The 24,383-nt window shown below is 52.1% G+C and carries 17 protein-coding genes; 2 read left to right on the top strand and 15 right to left on the bottom strand.

The genetic code is table 11. The features are described 5' to 3' along the window. Positions 1–72: 72 nt before the first annotated feature. Positions 73–3,051 carry an Rne/Rng family ribonuclease gene (locus AC6I1F_RS08465; RefSeq protein ID WP_160334332.1) on the top strand — a complete coding sequence of 993 codons (2,979 nt, stop codon included), beginning with the start codon at positions 73–75 and terminating at the stop codon, positions 3,049–3,051. A 243-nt stretch (positions 3,052–3,294) separates the two neighbouring features. On the opposite strand, the gene nrfD is transcribed toward AC6I1F_RS08465, so the two are convergent. From nrfD to AC6I1F_RS08485, 4 genes are all read right to left on the bottom strand, one after another. Continuing rightward, positions 3,295–4,191, bottom strand: a complete 897-nt coding sequence (nrfD, locus tag AC6I1F_RS08470) for an NrfD/PsrC family molybdoenzyme membrane anchor subunit (RefSeq protein WP_202074519.1) — start codon at positions 4,189–4,191, stop codon at positions 3,295–3,297. Positions 4,192–4,193: 2 nt separating this feature from the next. After that, a complete protein-coding gene (locus AC6I1F_RS08475; protein ID WP_251450857.1) occupies positions 4,194–4,766 on the bottom strand; it encodes a 4Fe-4S dicluster domain-containing protein in 573 nt (190 codons plus the stop codon). 5 nt (positions 4,767–4,771) lie between these two features. After that, positions 4,772–7,348, bottom strand: coding sequence for a molybdopterin-containing oxidoreductase family protein (locus AC6I1F_RS08480; protein WP_304643103.1), 2,577 nt, complete (start codon positions 7,346–7,348; stop codon positions 4,772–4,774). 310 nt (positions 7,349–7,658) lie between these two features. Further along, positions 7,659–9,950: an inorganic phosphate transporter gene (locus AC6I1F_RS08485; protein ID WP_160334335.1), complete on the bottom strand. Its 2,292-nt coding sequence runs from the start codon at positions 9,948–9,950 to the stop codon at positions 7,659–7,661. Positions 9,951–10,211: 261 nt separating this feature from the next. Here AC6I1F_RS08485 and AC6I1F_RS08490 point away from each other — a divergent pair, with 261 nt between their 5' ends. Continuing rightward, positions 10,212–11,264 carry a hypothetical protein gene (locus AC6I1F_RS08490; RefSeq protein WP_497801734.1) on the top strand — a complete coding sequence of 351 codons (1,053 nt, stop codon included), beginning with the start codon at positions 10,212–10,214 and terminating at the stop codon, positions 11,262–11,264. 112 nt (positions 11,265–11,376) lie between these two features. On the opposite strand, the gene dusA is transcribed toward AC6I1F_RS08490, so the two are convergent. From dusA to AC6I1F_RS08545, 11 genes are all read right to left on the bottom strand, one after another. Continuing rightward, the gene (dusA, locus tag AC6I1F_RS08495) at positions 11,377–12,414 is read right to left on the bottom strand and encodes a tRNA dihydrouridine(20/20a) synthase DusA (protein ID WP_370455735.1); all 1,038 of its coding nucleotides are present in this window, start codon (positions 12,412–12,414) and stop codon (positions 11,377–11,379) included. Beyond that, positions 12,411–12,800 (bottom strand): YchJ family protein, encoded by a 390-nt coding sequence (locus tag AC6I1F_RS08500; protein WP_289162843.1) that lies wholly within the window; start codon positions 12,798–12,800, stop codon positions 12,411–12,413. The genes dusA and AC6I1F_RS08500 overlap by 4 nt, the downstream gene beginning before the upstream one ends. Next, a complete protein-coding gene (gene typA, locus AC6I1F_RS08505; RefSeq protein ID WP_160334337.1) occupies positions 12,784–14,634 on the bottom strand; it encodes a translational GTPase TypA in 1,851 nt (616 codons plus the stop codon). Before typA ends, AC6I1F_RS08500 begins: the two co-directional genes overlap by 17 nt. An 18-nt stretch (positions 14,635–14,652) precedes the next feature. Continuing rightward, entirely contained in the window at positions 14,653–15,573 is a 921-nt protein-coding gene (gene truB, locus AC6I1F_RS08510) for a tRNA pseudouridine(55) synthase TruB (protein WP_251450868.1), read from the bottom strand. Beyond that, positions 15,574–15,948 (bottom strand): 30S ribosome-binding factor RbfA, encoded by a 375-nt coding sequence (gene rbfA, locus AC6I1F_RS08515; RefSeq protein ID WP_160334339.1) that lies wholly within the window; start codon positions 15,946–15,948, stop codon positions 15,574–15,576. It abuts the gene before it with no gap. Positions 15,949–16,020: 72 nt separating this feature from the next. Next, complete coding sequence (gene infB, locus AC6I1F_RS08520; protein ID WP_497801735.1) at positions 16,021–18,717, bottom strand: translation initiation factor IF-2; 2,697 nt, start codon at positions 18,715–18,717, stop codon at positions 16,021–16,023. A gap of 20 nt (positions 18,718–18,737) precedes the next feature. Continuing rightward, on the bottom strand, positions 18,738–20,240 hold the full coding sequence (gene nusA, locus AC6I1F_RS08525) for a transcription termination factor NusA (RefSeq protein WP_289162840.1): 1,503 nt from the start codon (positions 20,238–20,240) through the stop codon (positions 18,738–18,740). Next, complete coding sequence (gene rimP / locus AC6I1F_RS08530; RefSeq protein ID WP_497801736.1) at positions 20,241–20,804, bottom strand: ribosome maturation factor RimP; 564 nt, start codon at positions 20,802–20,804, stop codon at positions 20,241–20,243. A 188-nt stretch (positions 20,805–20,992) separates the two neighbouring features. Then, on the bottom strand, positions 20,993–22,063 hold the full coding sequence (gene rluB / locus AC6I1F_RS08535) for a 23S rRNA pseudouridine(2605) synthase RluB (protein ID WP_497801737.1): 1,071 nt from the start codon (positions 22,061–22,063) through the stop codon (positions 20,993–20,995). A gap of 143 nt (positions 22,064–22,206) precedes the next feature. Then, on the bottom strand, positions 22,207–22,989 hold the full coding sequence (gene dnaQ, locus AC6I1F_RS08540; protein ID WP_289077521.1) for a DNA polymerase III subunit epsilon: 783 nt from the start codon (positions 22,987–22,989) through the stop codon (positions 22,207–22,209). A 170-nt stretch (positions 22,990–23,159) separates the two neighbouring features. Continuing rightward, positions 23,160–24,260, bottom strand: coding sequence for a D-alanyl-D-alanine carboxypeptidase family protein (locus AC6I1F_RS08545; protein ID WP_251450874.1), 1,101 nt, complete (start codon positions 24,258–24,260; stop codon positions 23,160–23,162). Positions 24,261–24,383: the final 123 nt, after the last annotated feature.

Raw genomic sequence — 24,383 nt, forward strand, 5'->3', positions numbered from 1 at the left:
TTCGGCCGCCCGAATTTCTAGTCTTTTCCGTCAGCACGTCTATGGTCCGCGAAAGTGACCGAGGAGTGCTTCATGAAGCGCATGTTATTTAATGCCACGCACGCTGAAGAGCTGCGTGTCAGTATTGTTGAAGGACAGAAGCTTATCGATATTGATATCGAGTCTTCAGAACGTCAGCAAAGAAAGTCCAATATCTATAAAGGCGTCATCACACGCATTGAACCTTCCCTCGAAGCCTGCTTCGTTGATTACGGTGAAGAACGTCACGGTTTCCTGCCCTTCAAGGAAATCTCACGCGCCTACTTTAACGAAGGGGTCGATGTCCGTACAGCCTCCATCAAGGAGGCTGTTACCGAAGGCATGGAACTCATTGTTCAGGTTGAAAAAGAAGAGCGCGGCAATAAAGGCGCTGCGCTGACAACCTTTATTTCTCTTGCCGGCCGCTATCTCGTCCTTATGCCGAACAACCCACGCGGAGGCGGTGTCAGTCGCCGTATCGAAGGCGAAGAACGTCAGGAGCTACGCGAAGCCATGTCTCAGCTCTCCACGCCTAAAGGCATGAGCCTTATCGCTCGTACCGCCGGCATCGGCCGCAGCGTCGAAGAACTCCAGTGGGACTTGGATTACCTTCTGAAACTTTGGGATGCGATCTCCGAGGCGGCTGCTCCCCAGTATGAAGACAAACAGGGCAACTACGTTTCCACTCCCGTCGGCCCCAAGGGCGAACCGCTCAAACGCGTCAATCCCGCTCCTTTCCTCATTGTCGAAGAAAGCAATCTGGTCATTCGCGCGATCCGTGACTACTTCCAGCCGGACATTGCGGAAATTCTCGTCGATACAGACGATATCTACGAACAGGCCCGTCAGTTCATGGGTCATGTGATGCCGGACATGGTCAGCCGTGTAAAACGCTACACGGACGATGTCCCGCTCTTCTCCCGCTTCCAGATCGAAAATCAGATCGAGACCGCGTACTCCCGTACCGTTCCGCTGCCCTCAGGCGGCTCCATTGTGATCGACCACACTGAAGCTCTGGTTGCGATCGACGTTAACTCCGCCCGCTCCACTCGCGGCGGCGACATCGAAGAAACCGCTTTCAGAACCAACTATGAAGCGGCCGAAGAAGTGGCCCGTCAGATGAGACTGCGCGACCTTGGCGGCCTTATCGTGATCGACTTCATCGATATGGAAGATCCGAAGAATCAGAGAGCGATCGAGCAGCGCATGAAGGAAGCGATCCATTACGACCGCGCCCGCGTTCAGATCGCAAAGATCTCCCGCTTCGGTCTGCTTGAACTCTCTCGTCAGAGACTGCGTCCTTCCCTTTACGAAGGCAGCCATATCACCTGCCCGCGCTGCAACGGTATCGGCGCGATCCGTGATACCGAATCCAGCGCGATTCAGGTTCTGCGTATCCTTCAGGAAGAAGCCTTCAAGGACGGAACATCTGCGCTGCAGGCTCAGGTTCCGGTTGACGTCGCCACCTTCCTTCTCAATGAAAAACGTGACGAAATCGCCAAGATCGAACATCGTCATCACATTGAAGTCATCCTGATTCCGAACCAGACACTTGAAACTCCGCATTATCAGATCGAACGTCTGCGCTCTGAAGAGGACCTCCTGACCGAAGGCGCTCCGAGTTACAAGCGTGTCGAGGAACTCGCTCCCGAACCCGAAGAGCCTTACTCCAGAGCTCAGAATGTTCAGCCGTCCACTCGTCCCCGTCAGGTTCCTGTGATCAAGGGCCTGCCCCCGAGAGACAATGCGCCGAAACACGTTGACGCCGCAGAAGCCAAGGCTGAAGCCAAGAGCGAAAAATCTCTGCTTCAGAAGATTTTCGGTTTCTTCTTCGGTTCCTCTGAAGAGAAGCCCGAAGCCAAGCAGCGCCGCGACAGAAACGATAAACGCACTCAGAGAAAAGACGCGTCCGAGCGCAAGAACCGCCGTCAGGAACGCGCCGAAGAGCAGCGCAGACAGAAGAAAGAAAAGGCCGAGCGCAGTGCTGCGGTCAAACAGATTCGCCAGGCCAAGAGCGAACGCAACGAAGAAATTCGTCAGCAGGTTCGTGAGGAGTCCGAAGCGGCTGCCCGCACCTCTTCCAAACCCAATGCCGGTGAACGAGTCGATCGTACGCGCAAAACTCAGAAAGAAAACGCCGCGCACAGCGAACGCAGAGAAAACAAGGCTTCTGAAAATCAGGCTCCGAAGTCCAAATCTGAATTTGCGTCTAAAGCCAAGGCAGAAGCTCCTGTGAAAACCGCGCCTGCTAAGGCTGCGGAAAGCCACGCTGAGCAGAACGAGGATGTCGCGGTGAAGATGGTTCCTTCTCAGGAATCTCAGTCCACTCTACCTGAGCAGCCTCGTCAGAGAAGAAGCCGCAGACTGCGCAGAGACCGCAATGAGCCGCGCCGCGTCAAAACGGATGTGCCGCCCGTAGCAGTTTCTCCGGTCGTTGCCGCGATCGACGACATTGTCCAGAGCGAACGCACTGTTCCGCAGGCTGAGGCTCCGTTAATCAACAATGAAGTCCGCAAGCCGACAGTCAAGGCTCCGGAAAACCTTCATGTCGCTGATGATGCCGCAAAGGCTCAGACAAGAAAGCCGCGCCGCGCTAGACGCGCTCCTGAAGCAGCCGAAGAAGCTCCTCTTCAGCTCGTTCAGACAAAGACGGAAGCGCCTAAGGCAGCTGAACCGGTAGAGGTACAGGCGGTTTCTTCCGCGGCTCCTGTCGTACGTGAAGAAAAACCGGCTGCAGAAGTGAAAGCCGCGCCGGCTCCTGAAGTCAAACCGGCCGCCGCTGAGACAAAACCGGTTGTATCAAAGCCCGCAGCCGTCGAGACAAAGCCTGCTGAAGTCAAGAGCGTGAAAGCTCCGACAGACGATCTCAAACCGATCCTTGCCGAAGCAGGCTTAGAGCTGGTTGCTACTAAAGCCGCTCCTACATCCGCACCGGTGGAAGTCAGCAAACCGAAACTCGGCAGAAAGCGTGTTAAACGCGCTGCTGAAGTCAATGACGCGCCGCTTGAATTAGTTCAGACGAAAAAAGAATAAGTCTGAATTGCTTTTTAAGCTCCGGCTCCGCTCGTTATCCGAGCGGAGCCTTTTTTTGCGCTGAACATGATCGGCCCTTCTCCTGCATCGACCGATAAGACACAGGCCTGGATTTACTGCTCTTCCATAGACCTTGGCTGACAGCTTCCATTTGCGGAAGTACATCTGCGAAAGGCGCAAAAAACCGGAGAGCCGCGCTGCGGCAGTCTCCGGTTTTATCAGACCGCAGTTTCGGTCTTACTGTTACATCAGAATCGGATCATAGTAGCCGGCAAAAAGAACGGACGCTCTCAGAAGCAGAGCCCCGATAATGCCCAAGACGGCAGTGCAGACCAATACCTTATGACTTCTGGTCAGGATCGTGGCAACGAGCGGCACTAAACTGCCGAATAGAATCACGCCAAGCCAGAACATCAGCGCGTTAGGACCGTAAAGGAGGCTCTCTGCGCCCACTCTTGCCGCTTCCATATTGGAGGACAGCGATACATGCAGGAAGGCAAAGATCGTCAGAAGCTCGGCGATTTCAACCCAAATAGAAGTTGTGCGGCTCCACTTAACGCGGTTTGCGTCAATCTGACCGAATACCATCAGAAGCTCAATTGCGCCAACGGAACAGGCCATGCCAGAGATAATCCAAAGAATCGGAATAATGGCTGAATTCCAGAAAGGAATACCTACGGCCTGAGTCAGCAGGAAACCCGAGTACACCGTGCAGGCCGCGCCAAGCACGGAAAAGATGCCGTTGAACCAATTGGAATCAGCCATCTGCTGCCACTTCTCACCCTTGAACAAAATCCCGGCACAGATCATCGAGTAAAAGAGCGAACCGACGCAGAGCAGCGACAGCAGACAAATACCAATGAACATCCAGGAGCTGAGGTTAAGCGCCATATCAAAGACGGAACTTAAAACCGCAAACGGAAGGTTCAGCATTCTTGCCAGATGGCTGACCACGAGCAGCGTGCCGATAATGGCGGCCGCCGTCAAAAGGTACACAAACTTTTTCTGGCGAACCCAATAGTTGAGGAAAAAGCCCATGCCGGAAAGTCCGACCGCCCAGAGGAATAAGGCGATCGTCCAGCCCCAGTGCGCGGCTTCAAGCTGAGTTGTCATTAAATTAAAATCGGCGATGTTTGTCATATTTACACCACTACGAAGAAGTTGGGACGAGTGCCTTTCTGAGGCATCAGTGTTTCTGTTTTGGACTGACGGATTCTCTGCGCGATCAAAGAATTCGGATCATTGATGTCGCCAAACGCTCGGGCACCTGCCGGGCAAGCCTTAACACAGGCAGGCTGTTCGCCGTTCTCAATGAGCTTCATGCAGCCCTCTCCGATACATTTCATCGGCAGTCCGCTGTCCGGATGCGACCAGCGCGCATCATAGGGACAGCTTGCGATGCAGTAATTGCATCCGACACACTTATTCGGATCAGTACGAACTAAACCGTTTTCGTCATAGTAGTTCGCGCCGAACGGACACGTTCTAACGCAGGGTGCATCCGAACACTGCTGGCACTGAACCAGCAGCGTCACCGGACGACGAACTTCGGACTGAACTTTACGGATATTGGAAGCGGGCCAATTTCGTTTCGGAATGGATCGATTCAACATCTCCGGGAAATTCGTCTGAGAACAGGCCAACACGCACGCACCGCAGCCGATACACTGAGTTGCGTCAAACAAATGAGCCAACTGTTTCTTAGATTCACTCATGATAGTTATCCTCTCACCTTGTTGATGCGCACTGCGGAGTTGTTGGCGACATTGCCGACTACCGGCTGGGCATAACCTGTGTCGTACCAGTGCGAATTAATACCTTCTTTCACGAACTGATAGTTCGGATCCTTGATCAGTGTTTTTGTTCGGACACCGCCGGAAAAACCATAGGCGAAGACCGCGCCCGGAACGACTCGTTTGGTGACCGTGACCTGCGTATTGGCTTTATAGCCGGAGTCCATGCCCTCCACTTCAATCATGTCGCCGTTTCTGATGCCGAGGCGAGCCGCATCTTGCGGATTCATCCAGACAGTACGGTCACCCATGAAGCGAGTGGGCTGTGTAAACATATTGAGACCGGAGCAGGTCACGCAGTTCTTGCCGGAAACCAAAATAAATTCATTGGAATCGGCTTTGGGCTGCGTATAAGCCGGAGACGGGATGTAGCCGGAAATCGGAGCGATCGCCTGAGCGTATCCGGGTTTAGAGAACGACTTAAAGCCGTAAATCTCAACTTTGCCGGTCGGAGTACCAAACGGCTTCAAATAAGGATATTCGCCGTATTTCTTGGTCTTAATCGTAGCCCAGCCGTTTTCGCTGATCGACTTACGAATCGCTTCTGCGCTTCCGGGCTTTTTCTTTTCGCAGTCATCCAGGAACTTCTTGTAGCCGCGGTCAACAAAAGCGCCGAAGTAAGCGTTGAATTCCTCTGCGGTTTTGCATCCCTTGTAGCCGACGTGCTCGGCTCTTTCGGGATATGCTCTGCGCAAAATCTCCAAAAGAATCCAGACATCATGACGCGCTTCACAGCCTTTAGGCGGAGTGAGCTGCGGGTCTGAGAGATAAATCGATCCGTCTCGAGCCCATTTAACGCCGGACATATCTCTGCGTTCCATGAAGTACGTGGCGGGCAGCACATAATCGGCGTAATCCACAAGTTCCTGAGGCAGCACGTCTTGAACAACTACCAAATCCAGCTTTTTAAGGTTTTCCGCGAGTTTTTTCGCATCCGCCTGGCGATGGAACATGGTCGTGCCGACAAAGAAGGCCGCTTTAATCGGATAGGGTTTTCCGGAAACCGCTGCGTCAAGCGCAACCGAATAAGTACCGGACGTTTCGGGATAGACAATCTTATCGATTCGCTTTTCTTTAGCCATAGCCCAGGTTTCGCCGTTCGGACCTTTGCCTGCGGCTACGCTCGGAACCTTAAAGCCCGCACCGGCAGTTACGATCAGGCCGCCGGGCTGATCGATATTGCCGTTCATCGCGTTGGCAATGCAGATAAGCTGATAAAGCTCCACGTCGGTTCCGTTCTTAGAGGTATACCAGCCATCGTCGATACAGCCCTTATTGTTGGCATAGTCAAAAGCAATGCCCTTAAGCGCTTCAGGACGAATGCCAGTGATTTCCTGGACCTTTTCAGGTGTGTATTCGCTCGCAAGCTTTTTAAGCACGCTAAAAGCGGTTCTGACAGGCTCTTTTTCTCCGTTTGCAAGAATCGCTTCGCCGCTGAATTCGAGTTCCGGTTTAAAGTTCTCGTCTTCAATAAAACCAATCGCGGCTCCTTTTTCGTCTCTCTTTACCGAACGAAGAGAAAGTGTTCCGGCACTGTTGGCGACAACAAAAACGGAAGTACTTCCGTCCTTGCGGAAGTCAGCCTCTGTAAGCGGCGTGCCGTTTGATTTAATGAGATAAGCGCCGTTGGTGTGACGGATTAAAAATTCTTTGTCAAATGTCTTGTTCTCAATCATTTGATTGATAAGACCTAAGACAAACGCGGCATCGGTTCCGGGGCGAATACCGACCCAATCCGCATTGCCGTATGCAATGTCCGGCATTCTCGGATCGATCGCCACAACGTGGCAGCCGCATGCTCTTGCTTCGTTCAGCGTGTGAAGAGCGCCCATGGAGCTTCCCATCGATCTTCCGATCAGCAGAAGATAACGCAGGTGCGCGTAATCGGGTTCGAGTTTTCCTGCGCCGCTGAAGCCTTTTCCAAATACCCAGTCTCGAGCCGCAATGCCGCCGAGATTACAGGTAGACTGATGCCCGATATCGTTGGGTGAGCCTAATGGGAAGGTCAGCCATTTGCTGAAGCCGGAGAACGAGTGAGATGTCGTACTGATGCAGCTTTCTCCGTTCTCTTCAACAAGTTTCCTGAGTTTAGAGGCGATCGCATCCAGCGCTTCATCCCAAGTCACTTCTTCAAACTTGCCCTCGCCCCGCTCTCCGACGCGCTTCAGCGGCTTGCGAAGACGAAGCGGATGGTTCCATACCCACATCGCGGCAGCGCCTCGTCCGCAGTAACCTTGCTGCGGATGCCCGGGATTTGGGAAAATTCGGACCGTACTTTCCGAAACCACCGCACCTTCCTTCTTCATCGCCAGAAGACCGCAAAATGCGCCGCACATCGTGCAGGCGACCGGATGTTTGCTCCAACCTTCCTTTTCAAGTTTCTTAATTTCTTCGGCTGCCGCTGTCATAGACAAGCTGGGCATTGCAGCTGCGGCAGCCGTCGCTGCAGTGTTTTTCAAGAGAACACGCCGAGAAACGGATAAGTCGACTAGTCCTTTAGACATATTCATTTGTTCCTTGTATTGGGGTGTCAAAACAAGGACAGATTAATCTGTTCAATCTACGGATAAACCCGATAAATATCCTAAGGAAACTGTCTCATAGATATTTCTTGTATATCTTTTTTGAAATTTATTGAGGTTTACAGCAAAGACAAAGCGATAGTTACGTCAAATCTTTAAAAAGTGTAACAACAAGAGCTAGCGTTAGAGTTTTCACTAATCTCTCAATATTCCCAATCTTATTTGTCTCATTTTCTGCAACGTAAAAAAAGCCGCATCCCTTTTGAAGATGCGGCTGATTGAGCTGAGTATCTTACTTCTGTTCTACGGCGTACTCAGGAGCGCCGTTATCACGATCCGGGTCAGAAAGAACAAAGTTCAGTTCTCTCTGCAGAAGCACGATAACCGTATAGCGGTTCACGATTTCGCGATAAAGCTGCAGGATGCTCAGATAAAGCTCACTGCGGTGCAGCGGCATTTGATGCTCTTCAATCTGTTTCATCAGCACGATCTGGAACTTGTTGACTTCTTCAAGATTGGTGTCGGAGAGTCTCAGCAGGATATCATCTGAAATTTCGCCGGCTTCAACATACTTGGAAAGCGTATGCTCAAGTCCGGTCAGCTCGTTCAAAGCCTGGAGCAGATTGCTGCGCAGAACGCCCTTAAAGACCGAATGAGAATTCGCCAGATGATCCTCCATCTGAGAAAGCGTATTGCGCAGATCCTGAGCGACGTCCTTCATGTTGGAGAAGGTACGGTAATAATAGTTTCGAGCGTCGTAATCCTTGCTCGGACCCTCGCCTCGTACAAACATCAGATAGTACTGGCTTCGCATATAAGAAATCTTATCGAGAAGGCCCTGCGCTCTGAGACGGGTTTTCTTCAGTTCCTCATAGTCCTCGGCAAGGAAGTTGGTCATGGCCGTAGAGAAAATGGAAACCGTGTCGTCTAAGTTGTTGGCGATCGCATGATTGAGCTTCAGTCTCAGTTCCTCACGAGCCATTCCCGGCTCAATTCCCTCTGTCTCAATAACCTTCTCTTTCTTCGGGAAGAAGTTGCTCTTGAAGAGACGAATGATCACGAGGATACCGCCGAGCACCATAAACCACGGCCCGAACCAAATGCAGAGCAGTACGGCAATACCGGCAAGAATAAACGCGGTAAAGCCGGTCAGGAACCATCCGCTGATCACGGCCATAACGCCGGAAATTCGATAAACCGCCGTCTCTCTGTCCCATGCACCGTCGGCAAGAGAAGAACCCATGGCAACCATAAAGGTCACATAGGTTGTGGACAAAGGAAGCTTCATTGAAGTGGCTACCGCGATCAGGATACTGGCTAAAACCAGATTGACCGACGCACGCACCTCGTCAAAGGGCAGCGCGATCTCGCCTTTTTTCAGACGCGGCTTTTCAAAACGAGAGTCAATGCCGCGCAGCACACTGTCCGGAAGCAGCTGATTCAGAATCTTCTTTGCGCTGAGCGCGGAGCGCACCATCACGCGGCCGCCCGTTGTCGCACCGAACTGCTCCTTGTCGCTTCTTTCGCTTGCGGACAAATTAATCGCAGTCTGCACCACGCGTTTGGCTTTCGGACTGAACCACAGTGTGAGGACCATGATAAGACCCGAGAGAACCAGGTAAATGGTCGGTGTGCGTACGGATTCCTTCAGTGCGCCCATGTAAAGGGTCTGAGGTGTCAGTGCTTCGTTCGCGGCCTTAGCTGCCGCCGCAATGTCTACGGACTGCATCGCGGCAAGCGGAACGCCGACGAAGTTCACAAGGTCGTTGCCCGCGAACGCGAACGCCAGCGCGAAAGTGCCCGCAAGAATCACCACGCGCAGCGCATTAAAGTTAAAGAACCAAATCAGCAGCTGGAAGACCGCAGAGACACCGATGAAACATGACCAAAGAATGGTTGAAGTATTGCTGTCAAGGAAGCTGAGCAGCTCAGGCGTCATAAAGGAAGCGCCCTTTGCGCCCTTCATGATGAGGAAGTAGAAAATCGCAGTAATGCAGAGGCCGGAATATATACCGCCTAAGAATCGATAAACTTTTTGATATTTAAAAGAGAAAATGACGCGAATCAGCCACTGAATCACAGCGCCGAAGGTAAATGCAATGGCAACTGAAACCAAAATCGCGGTAATAATCGTAAATGCCTTTTCATTATTGATATAGGCACCGAGACCGGCAAGGGAGCCGCTGCTGACCCACAGTTTGTAGGCTGCGGAAATCACCGCTGCGCCTAAAAGCTCAAATACTATCGATACGGTTGTGGAGGTCGGAAGACCGAGGGAATTAAACGTATCCAACAGAAGGACATCTGTCAGCATGACCGCAAAGAAGATCAGCATGACATCCCAAAAGGTAAACAGCTGGGGATTGAAAATACCGCTTCTGGCGATCTCCATCATGCCGCTTGAGAACGTACACCCTAAAAGTACGCCGGCGGCAGCTACACCCAACACCACGTTGTAACGCGCTGTTCTAGAGCCAAGCGCTGAACTCAGAAAATTGACTGCATCGTTACTGACGCCAACGAACAAATTAACGCACGCCAACAGCATCAGAAAGAGCATCGTACAGGTTAAAAAGGTATCCATACTAAAATTCAAATTTTTAAACGGGGCAATTCTATTAGCGCTTTATGACGAAATAATTACAAACCATCAAAAACACCCCTTCCATTTGTATCTAAGAACTACTGCCTCAAAAGTAATCCTAAACCCTGTACCGCCTAAGTGGCACTTTGTATCTCAGTATTTGGCCCTCATTTAGGTTTTTTGTTAGTGCAACCTTTAGGTTTTACGAATATTTGCGCTAGCATTCTTTTTTGTTATTTTTGTTAATTTTCAGAGGTCATCGTGAATCTCAAACTTTTATCGGCACAGTCAGCTGTCGCACTTTCACTTATTTCCTTTGCCTCATTGAGCCACGCAGATTTTCTCTCCGATTTGTTCGGTTCCTCAAATAAAGAACCCGTTGCTCTTAATCAAACAACACAATCCATTATGACCTCCTCCCCGATTTGGGTGATCGACGGGAAAAATACTTCAGCATGGAGCGTTGTTGCAGGTAAAAAACCGAAGAAAGGAGCCACTCCTCTTCTTCTGAAACAGGACAAAGGCACGCTCGGTCTCATCCCTGCTCAGATGGATGTTGGCTATGTTGCGACGACCGCAGCAAAAGTTTCTCTGGCTCAGCCGATTTCCGTTTCTTTTGAAAAAAACGGCGATGCGCTTCTGAAATACGGCAATAGCAAGCAGCCGATCTCGCTTGCGTTCAAGCTGAGAGCTTATGATGTCAGCGGCCTTAAGATCGCTTCCTTCCTCAAAAACCGCCAGGGCGGAGACCTCGCTGAAGTCGAACGAGTTGGAAATGCCACATTCCCTCAGGGCTCCATCGCTTATAAAGCCGACACGACGTTCCTGAACGACGAAATGGTTATGCCGGTTAACGAAAACTTCACCAGCGCTAAAACCAGCAGCGAGCTGCTGACAAACTTCAACAAGATTCCGTTCTGCCTGAAGCGCGTCTCCGGCCACGCTTACGGCATTATGTTCGACGGCAATGATCCGAAGGCTAAGAGCGGCACATTCTCTGTAACTCCGGTCAAACGCGACACCATGTTCTGCACGCCGACAGGAGAACCCTCTGTTGCAAAAGGCTCCTGGGTCCTCGTTAACAGCCCCAAGACACATGCGGCTGTCCTGACAATGCCTAAGGAAGTCACTCCGGCTGAATACGGCATTGATTCCAACGAAAGCGGTGTTTCCAAGCTCGCCTTCATTGCTCCTTCTAAAGGCGACAAGATTTTCCGTCCGGGCAAATTCTTCGCTAAGGGCACAACCCTTGAAAGCCGCCGCTATTTCTTTAATACAACAGCTGCCGAAGCAATCCTGAAAGCTGCTCAGTAATTATGTTTTGAGAGGATTTATTCCCCTCAAAAAAAATCAGACAGACCATTCAATATGACCTGCCCGACACAAAAACCTCATTTCACAGTGAATGAGGTTTTTGCTTTATTGGTTAGGAGAAGAACTCGCTGTCCTCAGCCGAAAACTGATCCACGTCAGTCCAGCCGGCCTTACCGTAAGCGTAGCGGAAGATATCCGCACCCTTCTCACGAATCAGAGCGGCATCGCTCAGCGTGCGTCTCCAGACCTTGGCGCCCGCCAATCCGGTCAGAAGGCCATGCATGTGACGGCAGGCCGCACGAAGCGAATGATCGTCAGGTTTAATCAGACGAACATAGCGCTCCATCTCATCAATCACCTGCTCGCGCGTCACGGGTTCATGCTCGTCGCCGTAAATTCTCGCGTCAACATCCGCAAGCAGCCAAGGCGTATAGTAGGCCGCTCTGCCAAGCATCACGCCGTCAACATGTTTGAGCTGTTCATCTGCGACTCCGAGATCCGGAATCGCTCCGTTGATCACGATAATTGCATCCGGGAAGTCTTTCTTCAGCTGATAAACAACTCCACGGCGAAGCGGCGGCACTTCTCGATTTTCTTTCGGGGAAAGCCCCTTAAGCCAAGCGTTTCTCGAGTGAACAATAAAAACTCGTACGCCGGCCTCATAGAGCGTTCCGACAAAATCTCTGACGAAGGCATACTCTTCAATCTGATCGATTCCAATACGGTGCTTCACTGTGACGGGAACGCTGCAGGCGTCCTGCATCGCTTTGACGCAGTCTGCGACAAGGTTCGGCTCAGACATCAGGCACGCTCCGAAAGAGCCCTTCTGCACGCGCTCAGAGGGACAGCCGCAGTTAAGATTCACTTCGTCATAGCCCCATTTCTCTGCCAGCGCGGCGCCGTGCGCCAAGTCCTTCGGGTCTGAGCCGCCTAACTGCAGTGCTACCGTATGCTCCTCAGGAGAAAAATCCAAGTGATGCGGGACATCTCCGTGCACCAGAGCACCGGTCGTTACCATTTCTGTATAAAGGCGCGCCCGCTTGGTCAGAAGGCGATGAAAATAGCGGCAATGGCGATCTGTCAAATCAAGCATCGGAGCGACACAGAAACGCCAGTCCTGCGGATTCAGAATTGTTGTATCAGGCACTATTTAAATTTCCCATCAACGTAATACCATCGCCCGTTTTCCTTAACAAAACGGCTGTCCTCGCGAAGCGTAAAGGCGCGGCCCTCAAGATCAGCACCTTTGGCTGCGAACTTCACGCGGGCGCTTGTTTCTGAGAGCGGCAGATACACAGATACTTTCAGAGATTTCCAGACCGTCTCGTCAAGTTCAAGGTTCTTAGGGCGAGTGGTTTCATGCCAGGTTTGCAGTAAATAATCGACATCCTTGAGCACAAATGCGGTGTACCTGGAACGCATAAGCGCTCGAGCATCAGATGCGGGAGCGCCTTTTAAAAGCGGCCCGCAGCAAACACCGAAGCATTTGCCGCTGCCGCAGGGACAAGGATCGTCGGAATTAAATTCCGGGGCCAACGCGTTCGTCTCCGCGTGCCGCACGGCGTCTTTCGAACTCTTTGAGCCAGCGTTTGCGAATGCGAATGCTCTTCGGAGTGATTTCCGCAAGTTCGTCGTCGTTAATGAATTCAACCGCGCTTTCAAGCGTGAGCTGAATCGGCGGAACCAGACGAATCGCTTCGTCAGTGCCGGAAGCACGAATATTGGTCAGCTGTTTGCCCTTAATCGGGGTCACAACGATGTCGTTGTCACGAGAGTGGATACCGATAACCATACCTTCGTAAATCGGTTCTCCCGGGCCGATAAAGAGGCGGCCGCGTTCCTGAATCTTCCACAAGGCGTAAGCAACCGCATTGCCGTCGTCCTGACTGATAATAGCGCCGTTGCGTCTTTCGCCGAGATCGCCGGATTTTACAGGAGCATATTCGTCAAAAACGTGACTCATCACGCCGGTACCGCGCGTCATGGTCAGAAAATCGTTCTGGAAGCCGATTAGGCCTCTGGCAGGAATCTTGTACTCTAGACGCACACGGCCTTTTCCGTCCGGCTGCATATCCTGCAGGTCGCCCTTGCGGCGGCCGAGTTCTTCCATCACGGGGCCCTGATGCGTTTCTTCAACGTCCACGGTCAGAGATTCAAACGGTTCCATCTTCACGCCGTCAACTTCTTTGTAAAGCACGCGCGGTCTGGAAACCGCAAGTTCATAACCTTCGCGGCGCATATTCTCAATCAGAATCGTAAGGTGAAGTTCACCGCGGCCCGCAACCTCAAACACGCCTTCGTTAGCGGTCGGTTTCATGCGCAGAGCCACATTGGACTTCAGTTCGCGCTCAAGACGCTCTCTGATCTGACGGCTGGTCACGAACTTGCCTTCTTTGCCGGCAAGCGGACTAGTGTTGACATGGAAGTTCATAGTGAGCGTCGGTTCGTCAACATGCAGAAGCGGAAGCGCATCCGGGTGGTTGACGTCGCACAGCGTGGTGCCGATGCCGATCTCATCAATACCGTTGATCAGAACGATATCACCTGCTTCAGCTTCATCAACCAGTTTTCTTTCCAGGCCCTGGAACTTGAGAACCTGATTGACTTTAGCGCGCTTAGGCGTAGAGTCCGGACCGTTCATGATCAGAACTTCCTGAAGCGGTTTGATGCGGCCTCTCTTGATACGGCCGATGCCGATCTTGCCGACATAGCTCGAATAGTCAAGGGAAGAGATCTGCATCTGAAGCGGACCGTTCGGATCGTCGTCACGAACCGGAACCTTTTCGATAATAGTGTCAAAGACGGCTTTCATATTGCCGATCTTCTTGAGCTCTTCCACGTCTTCGGTGTAGCCCGCAAAACCGTTCAAAGCAGATGCGTAAATGACCGGGAAATCCAGCTGTTCCTCGGTTGCGCCGAGTTTGTCAAAGAGGTCAAACGTCTGATTAATGACCCAATCCGGACGAGCGCCGGGACGGTCAATCTTGTTGATCACAACAATCGGCTTGAGACCCTGGGCCAAAGCCTTCTTCGTGACAAAGCGCGTCTGAGGCATCGGGCCTTCGACCGCGTCCACCAGAAGCAGCACACCGTCAACCATAGAAAGCACACGTTCGACTTCTCCGCCGAAGTCCGCGTGTCCCGGTGTGTCAATAATGTTGATGTGGGTGCCCTGATATTCAACCGCACAGTTCTTGGCCAAAATGGTAATGCCGCGTTCGCGTTCAATGTCATTACTATCCATCACACGTTCGGCCACCGCCTGGTTCTCACGGAAGGTGCCGGACTGCTGAAGCAGTTTGTCCACCAAAGTCGTTTTGCCGTGGTCAACGTGGGCAATAATCGCAATATTTCTAATCGCTCGAGTCATATAAAAATTTAAGTTCAGTTATTCTGCTGCAAATGCGCACAAACGTTCGGGAATCAGCTCCTGATTGGATTCAAGTCGGCCGACGCCCATTAAAAATCTTTCTCCGTCCGGACGAATTCCGTAAACTCGGACCTTTTCCTCGGGTCCGGACTCGTCGACGAAAACTTTTCCCCCATGACTAAATCTCTCGGTCTGCGCCTCGTCCAAATCGATGCGCACCAAAGTGCTGAGCAGCCGATCCGGCAGCAGAAGCACTTTTAGTCTTTCTTCTTCGCTCATCGCTTCAAAATCCGCGAGCGTGACACTCTCCGAAATTCTCAGATCACCAACGGCGGTTCTTCTTAATGATTTCAAATGGGCTCCGCAGCCAAGCGCCTCTCCGATGTCCTCTCCAAGCACACGAATATAAGTGCCCTTAGAGCAGCGCACCACAAGAGTCGCTTCGGGCGGATTAAAGTCCAAAACGTCAAGTGTGGATATTACTACTTTACGAGGCTTTCTCTCGATCTCCTCGCCTTTTCTTGCTAATTTATAAAGCGGAACTCCGTCCTTTTTCAGGGCGGAGTACATTGGCGGAACCTGCTCGATTTCGCCTCTGAAGTTTTCAAGGACCTCGGAAAAGGTCTGATAGTCAAAGGTCGGCTCTCTCTCGCTCACCACTTCACCTTCAGCGTCTCCGGTTGTCGTCTTCACACCGAATCGAATCGTCGTTTCGTATTCTTTTTCCGCATGAAGAAGGTCAGCGGAGAACTTAGTCGCGTCTCCGAAGCAAAGCGGCAGAAGACCGCTTGCGAGCGGATCCAGCGTTCCGGTGTGCCCGGCTTTCTGAGCGTTCAAAGCTCGTCTAACCTTCTGCAGAGCTGCGTTGCTTGAGAGCCCGACGGGTTTATCGAGCAGCACAACTCCGTCAATTTTCAGACCTTTTCTTCGGCGCCCCACTTATTCACCTTTAATTTTTTCACTGTCTTCAGCACGGGCTTCTTTAATGAGTTTATCCATCTCAAAGCCGCGTTCAACACTCTTGTCGTACACAAAATGAAGCTGAGGAACAGTGTGAATCTTCAGAAGTTTAAAAATTCTGGAATGCAGCATCGGAGCGGCGCTGTTGAGCGCTTCTGTCGCTTCTTCCGGAGTCGAACCGATCGATGTGAAATAAATCGTCGCATGTGCGTAATCCGGAGTGATTTCGCAGCCGGTCAGCGTGACAAGCCCCGCTTTCGGGTTACTGACTTCCTTTTGAATCAGTTCGGCTACATCTCTCTGAATCTGATCCGCAATGCGATTTGCGCGACCCGGTTTAGCTGATTTAATCATTTCTTAGTCTCCTTCTAAAACTTCCGAAACACAAAGGAGCCCGAAGGCTCCCTGTGCCTCAGATTAATTCAATCAGAGTGTACGGGCCACCTCTTCGACCTCAAAGATCTCAAGACGGTCGTCCACCTGAATGTCGTCATTGCCTTTAAGAGAGATACCGCACTCGGCGCCCGCCTTGACTTCCTTAACGTCGTCTTTAAAGCGGCGCAGAGAATTGATTTCTCCCGTCCATTTAATGACATTGTTGCGCAAAAGACGTGCGTGCGAGCTGCGTTTGACGACCCCTTCGAGCACCATACAGCCTGCCACGGAGCCCACTTTGGGCACGTGAATGACCTGACGAATTTCCACCAGACCGACATGGTTTTCACGACGTTCCGGCGTCAGCAATCCGCCCATCGCCGCTTTCACGTCGTCTACAGCATCGTAAATAATGTTGTAGTAACGAATATCGATACCGTTGTCCTCGGCAAGTTTTCTTGCCAAAGAGTCGGCACGAACGTTAAAGCCGATCACAACCGCATTGCTGGCAATCGCAAGGTTGATATCAGACTCGCTGATACCGCCAACCGCCGCATGAACCACGCTAACCTTGACTTCGTTGGTAGAAAGTTTGGTCAGCGCGTGTACCAGAGCTTCCTGAGAACCCTGTACGTCGGCCTTGATGACCAGAGGCAGGCTCTTGATTTCTCCGTCTCCCGGACCTCCAAAGATCTTATCCAGACCGCCGGCCGTGTGTTTGAGCTTGATTTCACGGTATTTGCCCTGACGATAGTTCGCCAGTTCGCGGGCTCTCTTTTCTTCCTGCAGAACAAGGATTTCGTCGCCTGCCTGCGGAACGCCTGAAAGACCTTGAATCTCCACCGGAATCGAAGGACCTGCGTGCTGAACCTGTTTGCCGTTTTCATCGAGCATCGCTCTGACGCGGCCGAATGTTGCGCCGGCGAGCACAATGTCGCCTCTCTTGAGTGTTCCGGACTGAACCAGAACAGAAGCAACAGCGCCTTTGCCTCGGTCAAGTCTCGATTCAATCACAACACCCTTGGCCGGGCCCTCTTTGACGGCTTTCAGTTCGAGAATTTCAGCCTGCAAAAGTACGTTTTCCAAGAGTTCGTCCACGCCCTGTCCGCTCTTAGCGGAAACGCAGATGAAAGGCACATCGCCGCCGTATTCTTCAGGAATAACGTCAGCAGCAACCAGTTCCTGCTTCACGCGCTCCGGGTTAGCTTCCGGCTTATCGATCTTGTTGATCGCGACCACGATCGGCACATTGCCCGCTTTGGCGTGCGCAATAGCCTCTTTCGTCTGCGGCATCACGCCGTCATCGGCCGCAACCACCAGAATCACAATATCGGTCGCCTGAGCGCCGCGGGCACGCATCGCGGTAAACGCTTCGTGTCCTGGAGTATCCAAGAATGTAATAATGCCGCGCGGGGTCTTCACATGATAAGCACCGATGTGCTGTGTGATACCGCCTGCTTCACCGGCCGCAACTTTAGTTCTGCGGATGTAGTCAAGCAGCGAAGTCTTGCCGTGGTCAACGTGGCCCATGATGGTCACAACCGGAGGTCTCGGCTCTTTCGGATACTTGTTCTGCAGTTCTGCTTCTTCCTCGGCAAGGAACGCTTCCGGATCTTCCGGTTTAGCTGCCGTCGCACGGTGCCCCATTTCCGACACAACGATCATCGCCGTATCCTGATCAAGAACCTGGTTGATCGTCACCATGTCGCCAAGTTTCATCATGGTCTTGATGACTTCGGTCGCCTTAACGCTCATCTTCATGGCCAAATCGGAAACCGTAATGGATTCCGGGACAACTACGTCGCGAATGATCGGTTCCTGCGGCACGTTCTGCTGCGGTCTGTTCTGATGCTGATTCTTTGCGTGGCGCTTAGATCTGCGGTCATTCTTCCAGCCGCTGCTTTCGTCTCCGGAGGAATCTCCGCCGCGGGTTTTAAGCGTACGGCGCTTCTGGTTTTCGTCACCCCAGGAGTCTCCGTTCTTCTTCGAAACCTTGTTTTCTTTCTTAACACTGTTCTTATGCGCTTTCTTCGGTTCGGCTTTCTTTTCTTCGGTCGGGGTTTTGGGCGCATTCAAAACTTTTTTCGGTGCCAACATCATTTCACGAATAGCGCGGGCTTCAGCTTCAGCAGCCTTACGAGCGGAATCACGCTCGCGGGCGACTTCCTGTTCTTTAGCCTGAGCTTCGCGTTTGGCTTTAGCCTGTTCGGCTGCTTTTGCCTCTTCCGCGGCTTTGCGGCGGGCAGCAGCCTGTTCGGCGTCAGCTGCGCGTTTCGCGGCTTCAGCTTTTTCTCTTTCGAGCTTTTCCTTAGCCGCTTTTTCAGCTTCCTCACGCGCTTTGCGCTGAGCTTCCTCACGAGCGCGTGCAGCCGCTTCTTCCATTTCTTTGCGCGCTCTTTCCTTTTGTTCGGAAATCGCTTTTGCGGCTTCTTCACGAGCCTTGCTGACCACTTCCGGGTTCTTCACAAGGACATGACGCCTTCTCACTTCAACCTGAACAGCGTGGCCGCCGTTTCCGGACTGAGTGATCACGGTTTTTTTGCGTTTGGTCAGCGTAATCTTGCGCTGTCCGGCCTTTTCGCTACCGCGCGCAACCTGAAGGGCGGTAATCAGTTTCTCTTTTTCAGAGTCACTGATCTCATCATCCGCTTTGGACTGTGGCAGTCCCGCTTCTTTAAGCTGCTCAAGCAGGACGCTGACGGGCATCTGAAGGGTTTGGGCTAATGTCTCTACTGTATTTTTTGCCATATATTATTGTTCTCCCGTCGTTACTGGTTCCAATGTTCGCGGGCCTTAGTAATAAGTTCCGCAGCCTTCTCTTCGCTGATACCGGTCATTTCAACCAGCTCGTCAGTGGCCAAGTCGGCAAGCTGTTCAAGATTCGTGATGCCGGCCGGATGCAGCTTCTCTGCGATTTCTGTCGTCATACCGCTGAGGTCGATCAAAGCGGGATCAGCCCACTTCAGCAGCTCTTCCCTCTTGAGCGCTTTTGTGATCAAAGCGTTGCGTGCGACAGAACGAAGTTCCTTGACGAGGTCTTCATCAAACTGTTCGATGCTGAGGAGCTCTTCTTCCGGCAGATAAGCCACTTCTTCAACGGTTTCAATACCGTTTTCAATCAGAAGCTGCGCGATTTCCTCGTCCACGTTCAGCGCGTCCATAAGTTCTTTGCGGCGCGGTGCGATTTCTTCTTCACGCTTTTTCTCTGCCTGATCGTGATCCATCACGTCAATCTCGTAGCCGGTCAGCGCCGAAGCGAGCTTCACGTTGATGTAATCGGTGCCCTTGGCGATTCTTGTGTTTTCTTCATCCGGAGTCACAACTTCCATTCTGCCTTCATCTTCATGAACGATGATGGAAGAAATCGTTGCCGGAGAAAGTGAGCTGATCACGAACTCAGCGGGCTGATCCGACCAGCGGATAATGTCGACTCGTTCGTTGAAGAGCTCGGAAGAAACGCTCTGAATGCGAGCGCCGCGAACACCGACGCAGCTGCCGATCGGATCGATTCTCTTATCCTTAACCTGAACGGCGACTTTAGCGCGGCGTCCGGGGATACGCGCTACGCCCTTCATCTCAAGCAGGCCTTCGTTGAATTCCGGCACAACCTGACGAAGCAGTTCGGCAAGGAACTCGTTGCAGGTACGGCTGAGGATGATCTGCTGCTGACGAGAGGTCGGATCAATCTTAAGAATGTAGGCACGAATGCGGTCGTTGATACGATAGATCTCGTTGGGGATCATTTCGCTTCTCGGCAGACGAGCGTCGACACGGCCGATTTCAACGATCATATCGGACTTATCAAAGCGCTTGACCTGACCGGTCACGATCTTAACGTCCTTGTAATTGGCAAGGAATTCGTTAAGCAGCTGAGTACGCTCCGCTTCTCTCAGCTTCTGGAGAATGACCTGTTTGGCATCAGTCGCGAAACGGCGGCCGGTAACATTGACTTCTTTAAGGGGCTCTTTAACGTAGTCGCCGATTTCTGTCGGGCCCTGATCGCTGTAGTCTTCTTCGGCTTCCCAGTGAAGAATTTCACGATCGGGTTCCTGCAGACCGTCCTCATCGGGCACGATCTTCCACTGACGCCAGACCTGCTGATCGCCGGTCTCGGGGTCGACTTTCACTACGATGTCAGCGTCTGTTCCGGGGAATTCGGATTTTTTTACCGCGCTCGCGAGCGCGCTTTCAAGTGCGCCGAGTACGACGCTTTTGTCCACGTTTTTTTCATGGGCGAGGACTTCAACCATTTCTAATAAAGCTCGGCTCATTTATTTCGATCCTTTGAAATCCAACTCAGGAATCAAGTTGGCTTTTTCGATATCTTTGAAGGGGAAACTCACAATAACTTCCGGTTCGGCCGGTTTATTCTTCGCGGCCTTCGCGGATCTGTTCTTTTCACTCGGTGTACGTGCAAGGCGTCCTTCGCACAGTTTCAGCGTGAGGACCGGATTGGTCTCCTCGCCTTCAACGCTGAGCAGCGTTCCGTCCATGCGACGGCGTCCGTTTTCCGGAAGTCCCGGCGCCATGAGCGGCGTAAACAGCTCAACATGAACCATCTGACCGACGAACCGAACAAAGTCACGTGCGCGCTTCAGGGGACGCTCCACGCCCGGAGAAGACACTTCAAGACGGTCATAATCCACATTTTCAACCGTCATCATCGTATTAAGCTGATTGCTGACTCGTTCGCAGTCGTCAAGGGAAATACCGCCTTCCTTGTCGATCGTGACACGGATCAGGCCGCGCGCTAATCTCTCCACGTCGACAAGCTCGTATCCAAACCCTTCAACCGTGGTATCGATCATCTCAAATAACTGTGCTGAAACTGCCATTTACCGATACACCTAAATTTCAAAAATCAAAAAAAAATGGGCTGCAAAGCCCATCTTTATAAACACTATGATAGGGACGTGTTCGCACACAAAGCGGACACGCTGTCAGGGCCGATTCGCTGTTTCAGCAGATCGCCCTAACATAATTTGCCGTAATTCTACACCCTTATTTGCCCTAATATTCGGAATTATCGTAACTTTTCTTTTGAGTTAAATCGGCCGCGGCTCGGTCTGCGTCTTGCGGGAACCCCTTCGATACGTCCCTCGGAAAGGTAGTGTGCCGTGCTTTTCAGCGGATCGACTGCACGCGTCTTCGCTTTTGCGCCGGTTTCAGAGCTCTTGGCTGAGTTTCTCGAATTGGGCGAATCTGAGCCGCCTTTATATCCGATCGCGGCAAACCAGGCCTGAGTCTCTTCCGGTGTCAGCTGTTCAAACTTTCCTCTCGGAAGTTTCTGCTGCAGCTCCAGTTCTCCGTATTTCACACGAATCAGGCGCGAGACCGGCAGACCCACCGCGTCAAACATGCGGCGAACCTCACGGTTTCTTCCCTCGCTGAGCGTCACGTTGTACCAGCGGTTAAATCCTTTGCCGCCGCCCTCCTCAATCGTTGCGAATTTCGCAGTTCCGTCTTCGAGCTTAACGCCTTTGAGGAGCGCTTCTTTCGCTTCAGGCGACATCGTCCCTTGAACACGAACCGCGTATTCGCGGACAATACGGTTGCGCGGATGCATCAGATAGTTCGCGAGCGCGCCGTCCGTAGTAAAAATAAGAAGGCCTTCGGTATTAAAGTCGAGTCGTCCCACATTAATCCAGCGGGCTCCGCCCATGCGCGGCAGATGATCAAAAACCGTCGGTCTGCCCTCCGGATCGTCACGCGAAACGATTTCGCCTGCGGGCTTGTGATAAATAAGTACACGCGGAACATTATTCTCGCGAACGCTCGCTCTGCGCACTGCTCGACCGTCCACGCGAATGATATCGGTCGGGAAGACGCGCTGGCCGATATGAGCGGGCTCCCCGTTCACCGAGATTCTGCCCTCGGCAATGCGCTGTTCCATATCCCGGCGGGAACCGACACCCGCGTCAGCGAGTACTTTTTGAATTTTTTCGCCCTTCACATCCGCGGGCACTGAAGAGGCGGTCCTCGGCTTATTTTCTCCGCGAGGCATTCCGCGCGCGTCCAAAGGACGAACTGTCCGAGGCGCAGCCGATCTGAACGGCGTATTTCTGCCGCCTCGGCTTCTTCTGTTTTCTGTCATACGATTAATCCTTTCCAATTGCGGACCAATACTGGCGGTCCGTGTGTCCCGTATTCGGAACATTCAATATGCTGTTTTATCTCTTTTCTGATTCCCGCGAACTGTAACGCATTGAGCGAAACCCGGACGAGGAACCGCCCCGATCAGAGTTTCTCAAGAAGCGACTTCATCTTGGCCGCTTTCTCGTCCAGTTCCTTCTGTTCTTCCGCACGCTTCTGCGCAAATTCCGTCTCGTCAATATCGTAGAGCGCGGGGCCCTTTGCGGATTTTCTGACCATCTCCAGCACACGCTCATGCTCGCTTAAATCTTCTTCTGAAGCGCGGATCACCGGAAGCTCCCCGACGGAGACACTCTCGTGGCGCGCAACGGACGCGACAGACGCCGCGTCCATATCGAACGAGGTCTGCTGCTGTTTGAGAACCAAGTAAACCTGAGCGAGAAGTTCCGCGTCGAGCAGAGCACCGTGCCCCTCTCTCTCGCGCTGAGAGGTATCGATATTGAGGCGTTTGCAGAGCGCGTCCAGGTTATTGTGCATCTGCGGATAGACGCTTCTTGCGATTTCCAAAGAATCCACAATTTCGCACCCGAGATCGCGAAGCTTGGGTTTGCCGATCTTTTCCAGTTCAGCGTCCAGGAAGCCCTCGTCGAATGCCGCGTTATGAATAATCAGACGAGCGCCTTTGACGAAATCGATAAATTCGTCGGCCTTGTCTTCAAACTTAGGCTTGTCGACCAGCATCTCGTTCGTGATCTTATGCACCTCGATCACGTCGGCTTCCATCTTTCTTTCAGGGTTTAAATAAGTATGAAAGTTCCGATCCGTGATGCCGTGATCACTCAGCTCCACGCAGCCGATTTCGATAATGCGGTCGCCTTCTTTAACCGCGAAGCCGGTGGTTTCGGTATCCAGACAAATCTCTCTCACAGCTTTTCCCGTATGTTTTTAATATCGCACGAGTTTAGCGCATCGACCGCTCTTCATCCGCTCAAGCATTCTCTTCAGTTGCAAATTCCGACAATAATGCCGACTCTAAAAAAACTTTCCCGCGCCGATGCTCTGACATTCGGACGCGGGATGAATCATTGAAACTTCTGTTAATTCAGCGAGGCCGTTTCCAGCATCTTGCCGTTAGTCAGCCAGTCGTGCAGCTTCTGTATATCGTGGTTGCGGGCTGCTTTGTTGGGCGCGTCAAGGAAAATCATCGCCACGGGACGTCCGGAAATATTGGTCTGCATAACCATGCAGTAGCCTGCGGCCGTCGTCAGACCGGTTTTCTGAAGTTCGATATCCCAGTTGTCATTAGCGACAAAACTATTGGTTGTGCGGCTCACAACATAACGCTTTCCGACGCTGAAGGAAGCTTCAGGTGTTGTCGAAAGATCACGAATCACATCGTGCTCGGCAGCCGCCGCGATCAAGTGCGACAGATCAAGCGCGGAACACTTGTTACCGTTATTGAGACCGATTGAGTCGTAAAAAACCGAGTCATCCATCGCAAGCAGAACCGCCTTTGCGTTCATTTCGGAAATGAACTTGGCTTTTCCGCCCGGGAATGTTCTTGCAAGGAAATGCGCTGCGCGGTTGTCTGAACTCATTAAAGCCAGATGAAGCGCCTGTTTGCGGGAGAGGACCATGCCTTTTCTCAGCTTGCTGCGTGCGCTTGACTTAACAAAATCCTCGGTCGTCACAGCAAACTTCTGATCCAGATCAACACCGGACTCCACGATCACAAGCGCGGTCATCAGCTTGGTAATGGAAGCGATCGGAAGCGAGGTATCGGCGTTCTTCTCATAGAGAATCTGATCATTTTCCATATCATAGGCAAGCACTGCCGTGGTCGAGAGCGCGAGCGGATCGGAGGAGCCGCGCAGTCCCATCAGCTGAGCGTACGAGGGGCCTCTCACGTGACGGCGTGCGTAGGTCTTTCTCTTCTTTGCGTAATGTTTGGAGGAAGCAAACTTGCGGGAGGCTGAAGAGGAAACTTTCTTAGTCGTTTTGCGGGCGGCTGCGACGTTCTTCTTTCCTTTGGAGGCTTTCTTTGCGCTTGCGGCCTTCTTTGCCGGGGCTTTTGCGGTTTTTGTCGTGTTCACTTTCTTAACCGATGCCGGACGCTTGTTCTGAGCTGCCTGAACTTCCGGCGCCGCTGAAGCCGTTAAAAGAAAAAATGCACAAAAAAACGACGCAAGTAGCCGCATTTACTTCCCCTTATGATTTGATTTGCCGCACGCAGTTAAATTTTGACTTTATTTATGCTTAGATGCAAATAAAGAAGCACGTAAAATCCGCCAGTTGGCAGGAAAATACGGGAAATTACCTAT

Source organism: Parasutterella sp. St.1A3 (assembly GCF_059728705.1).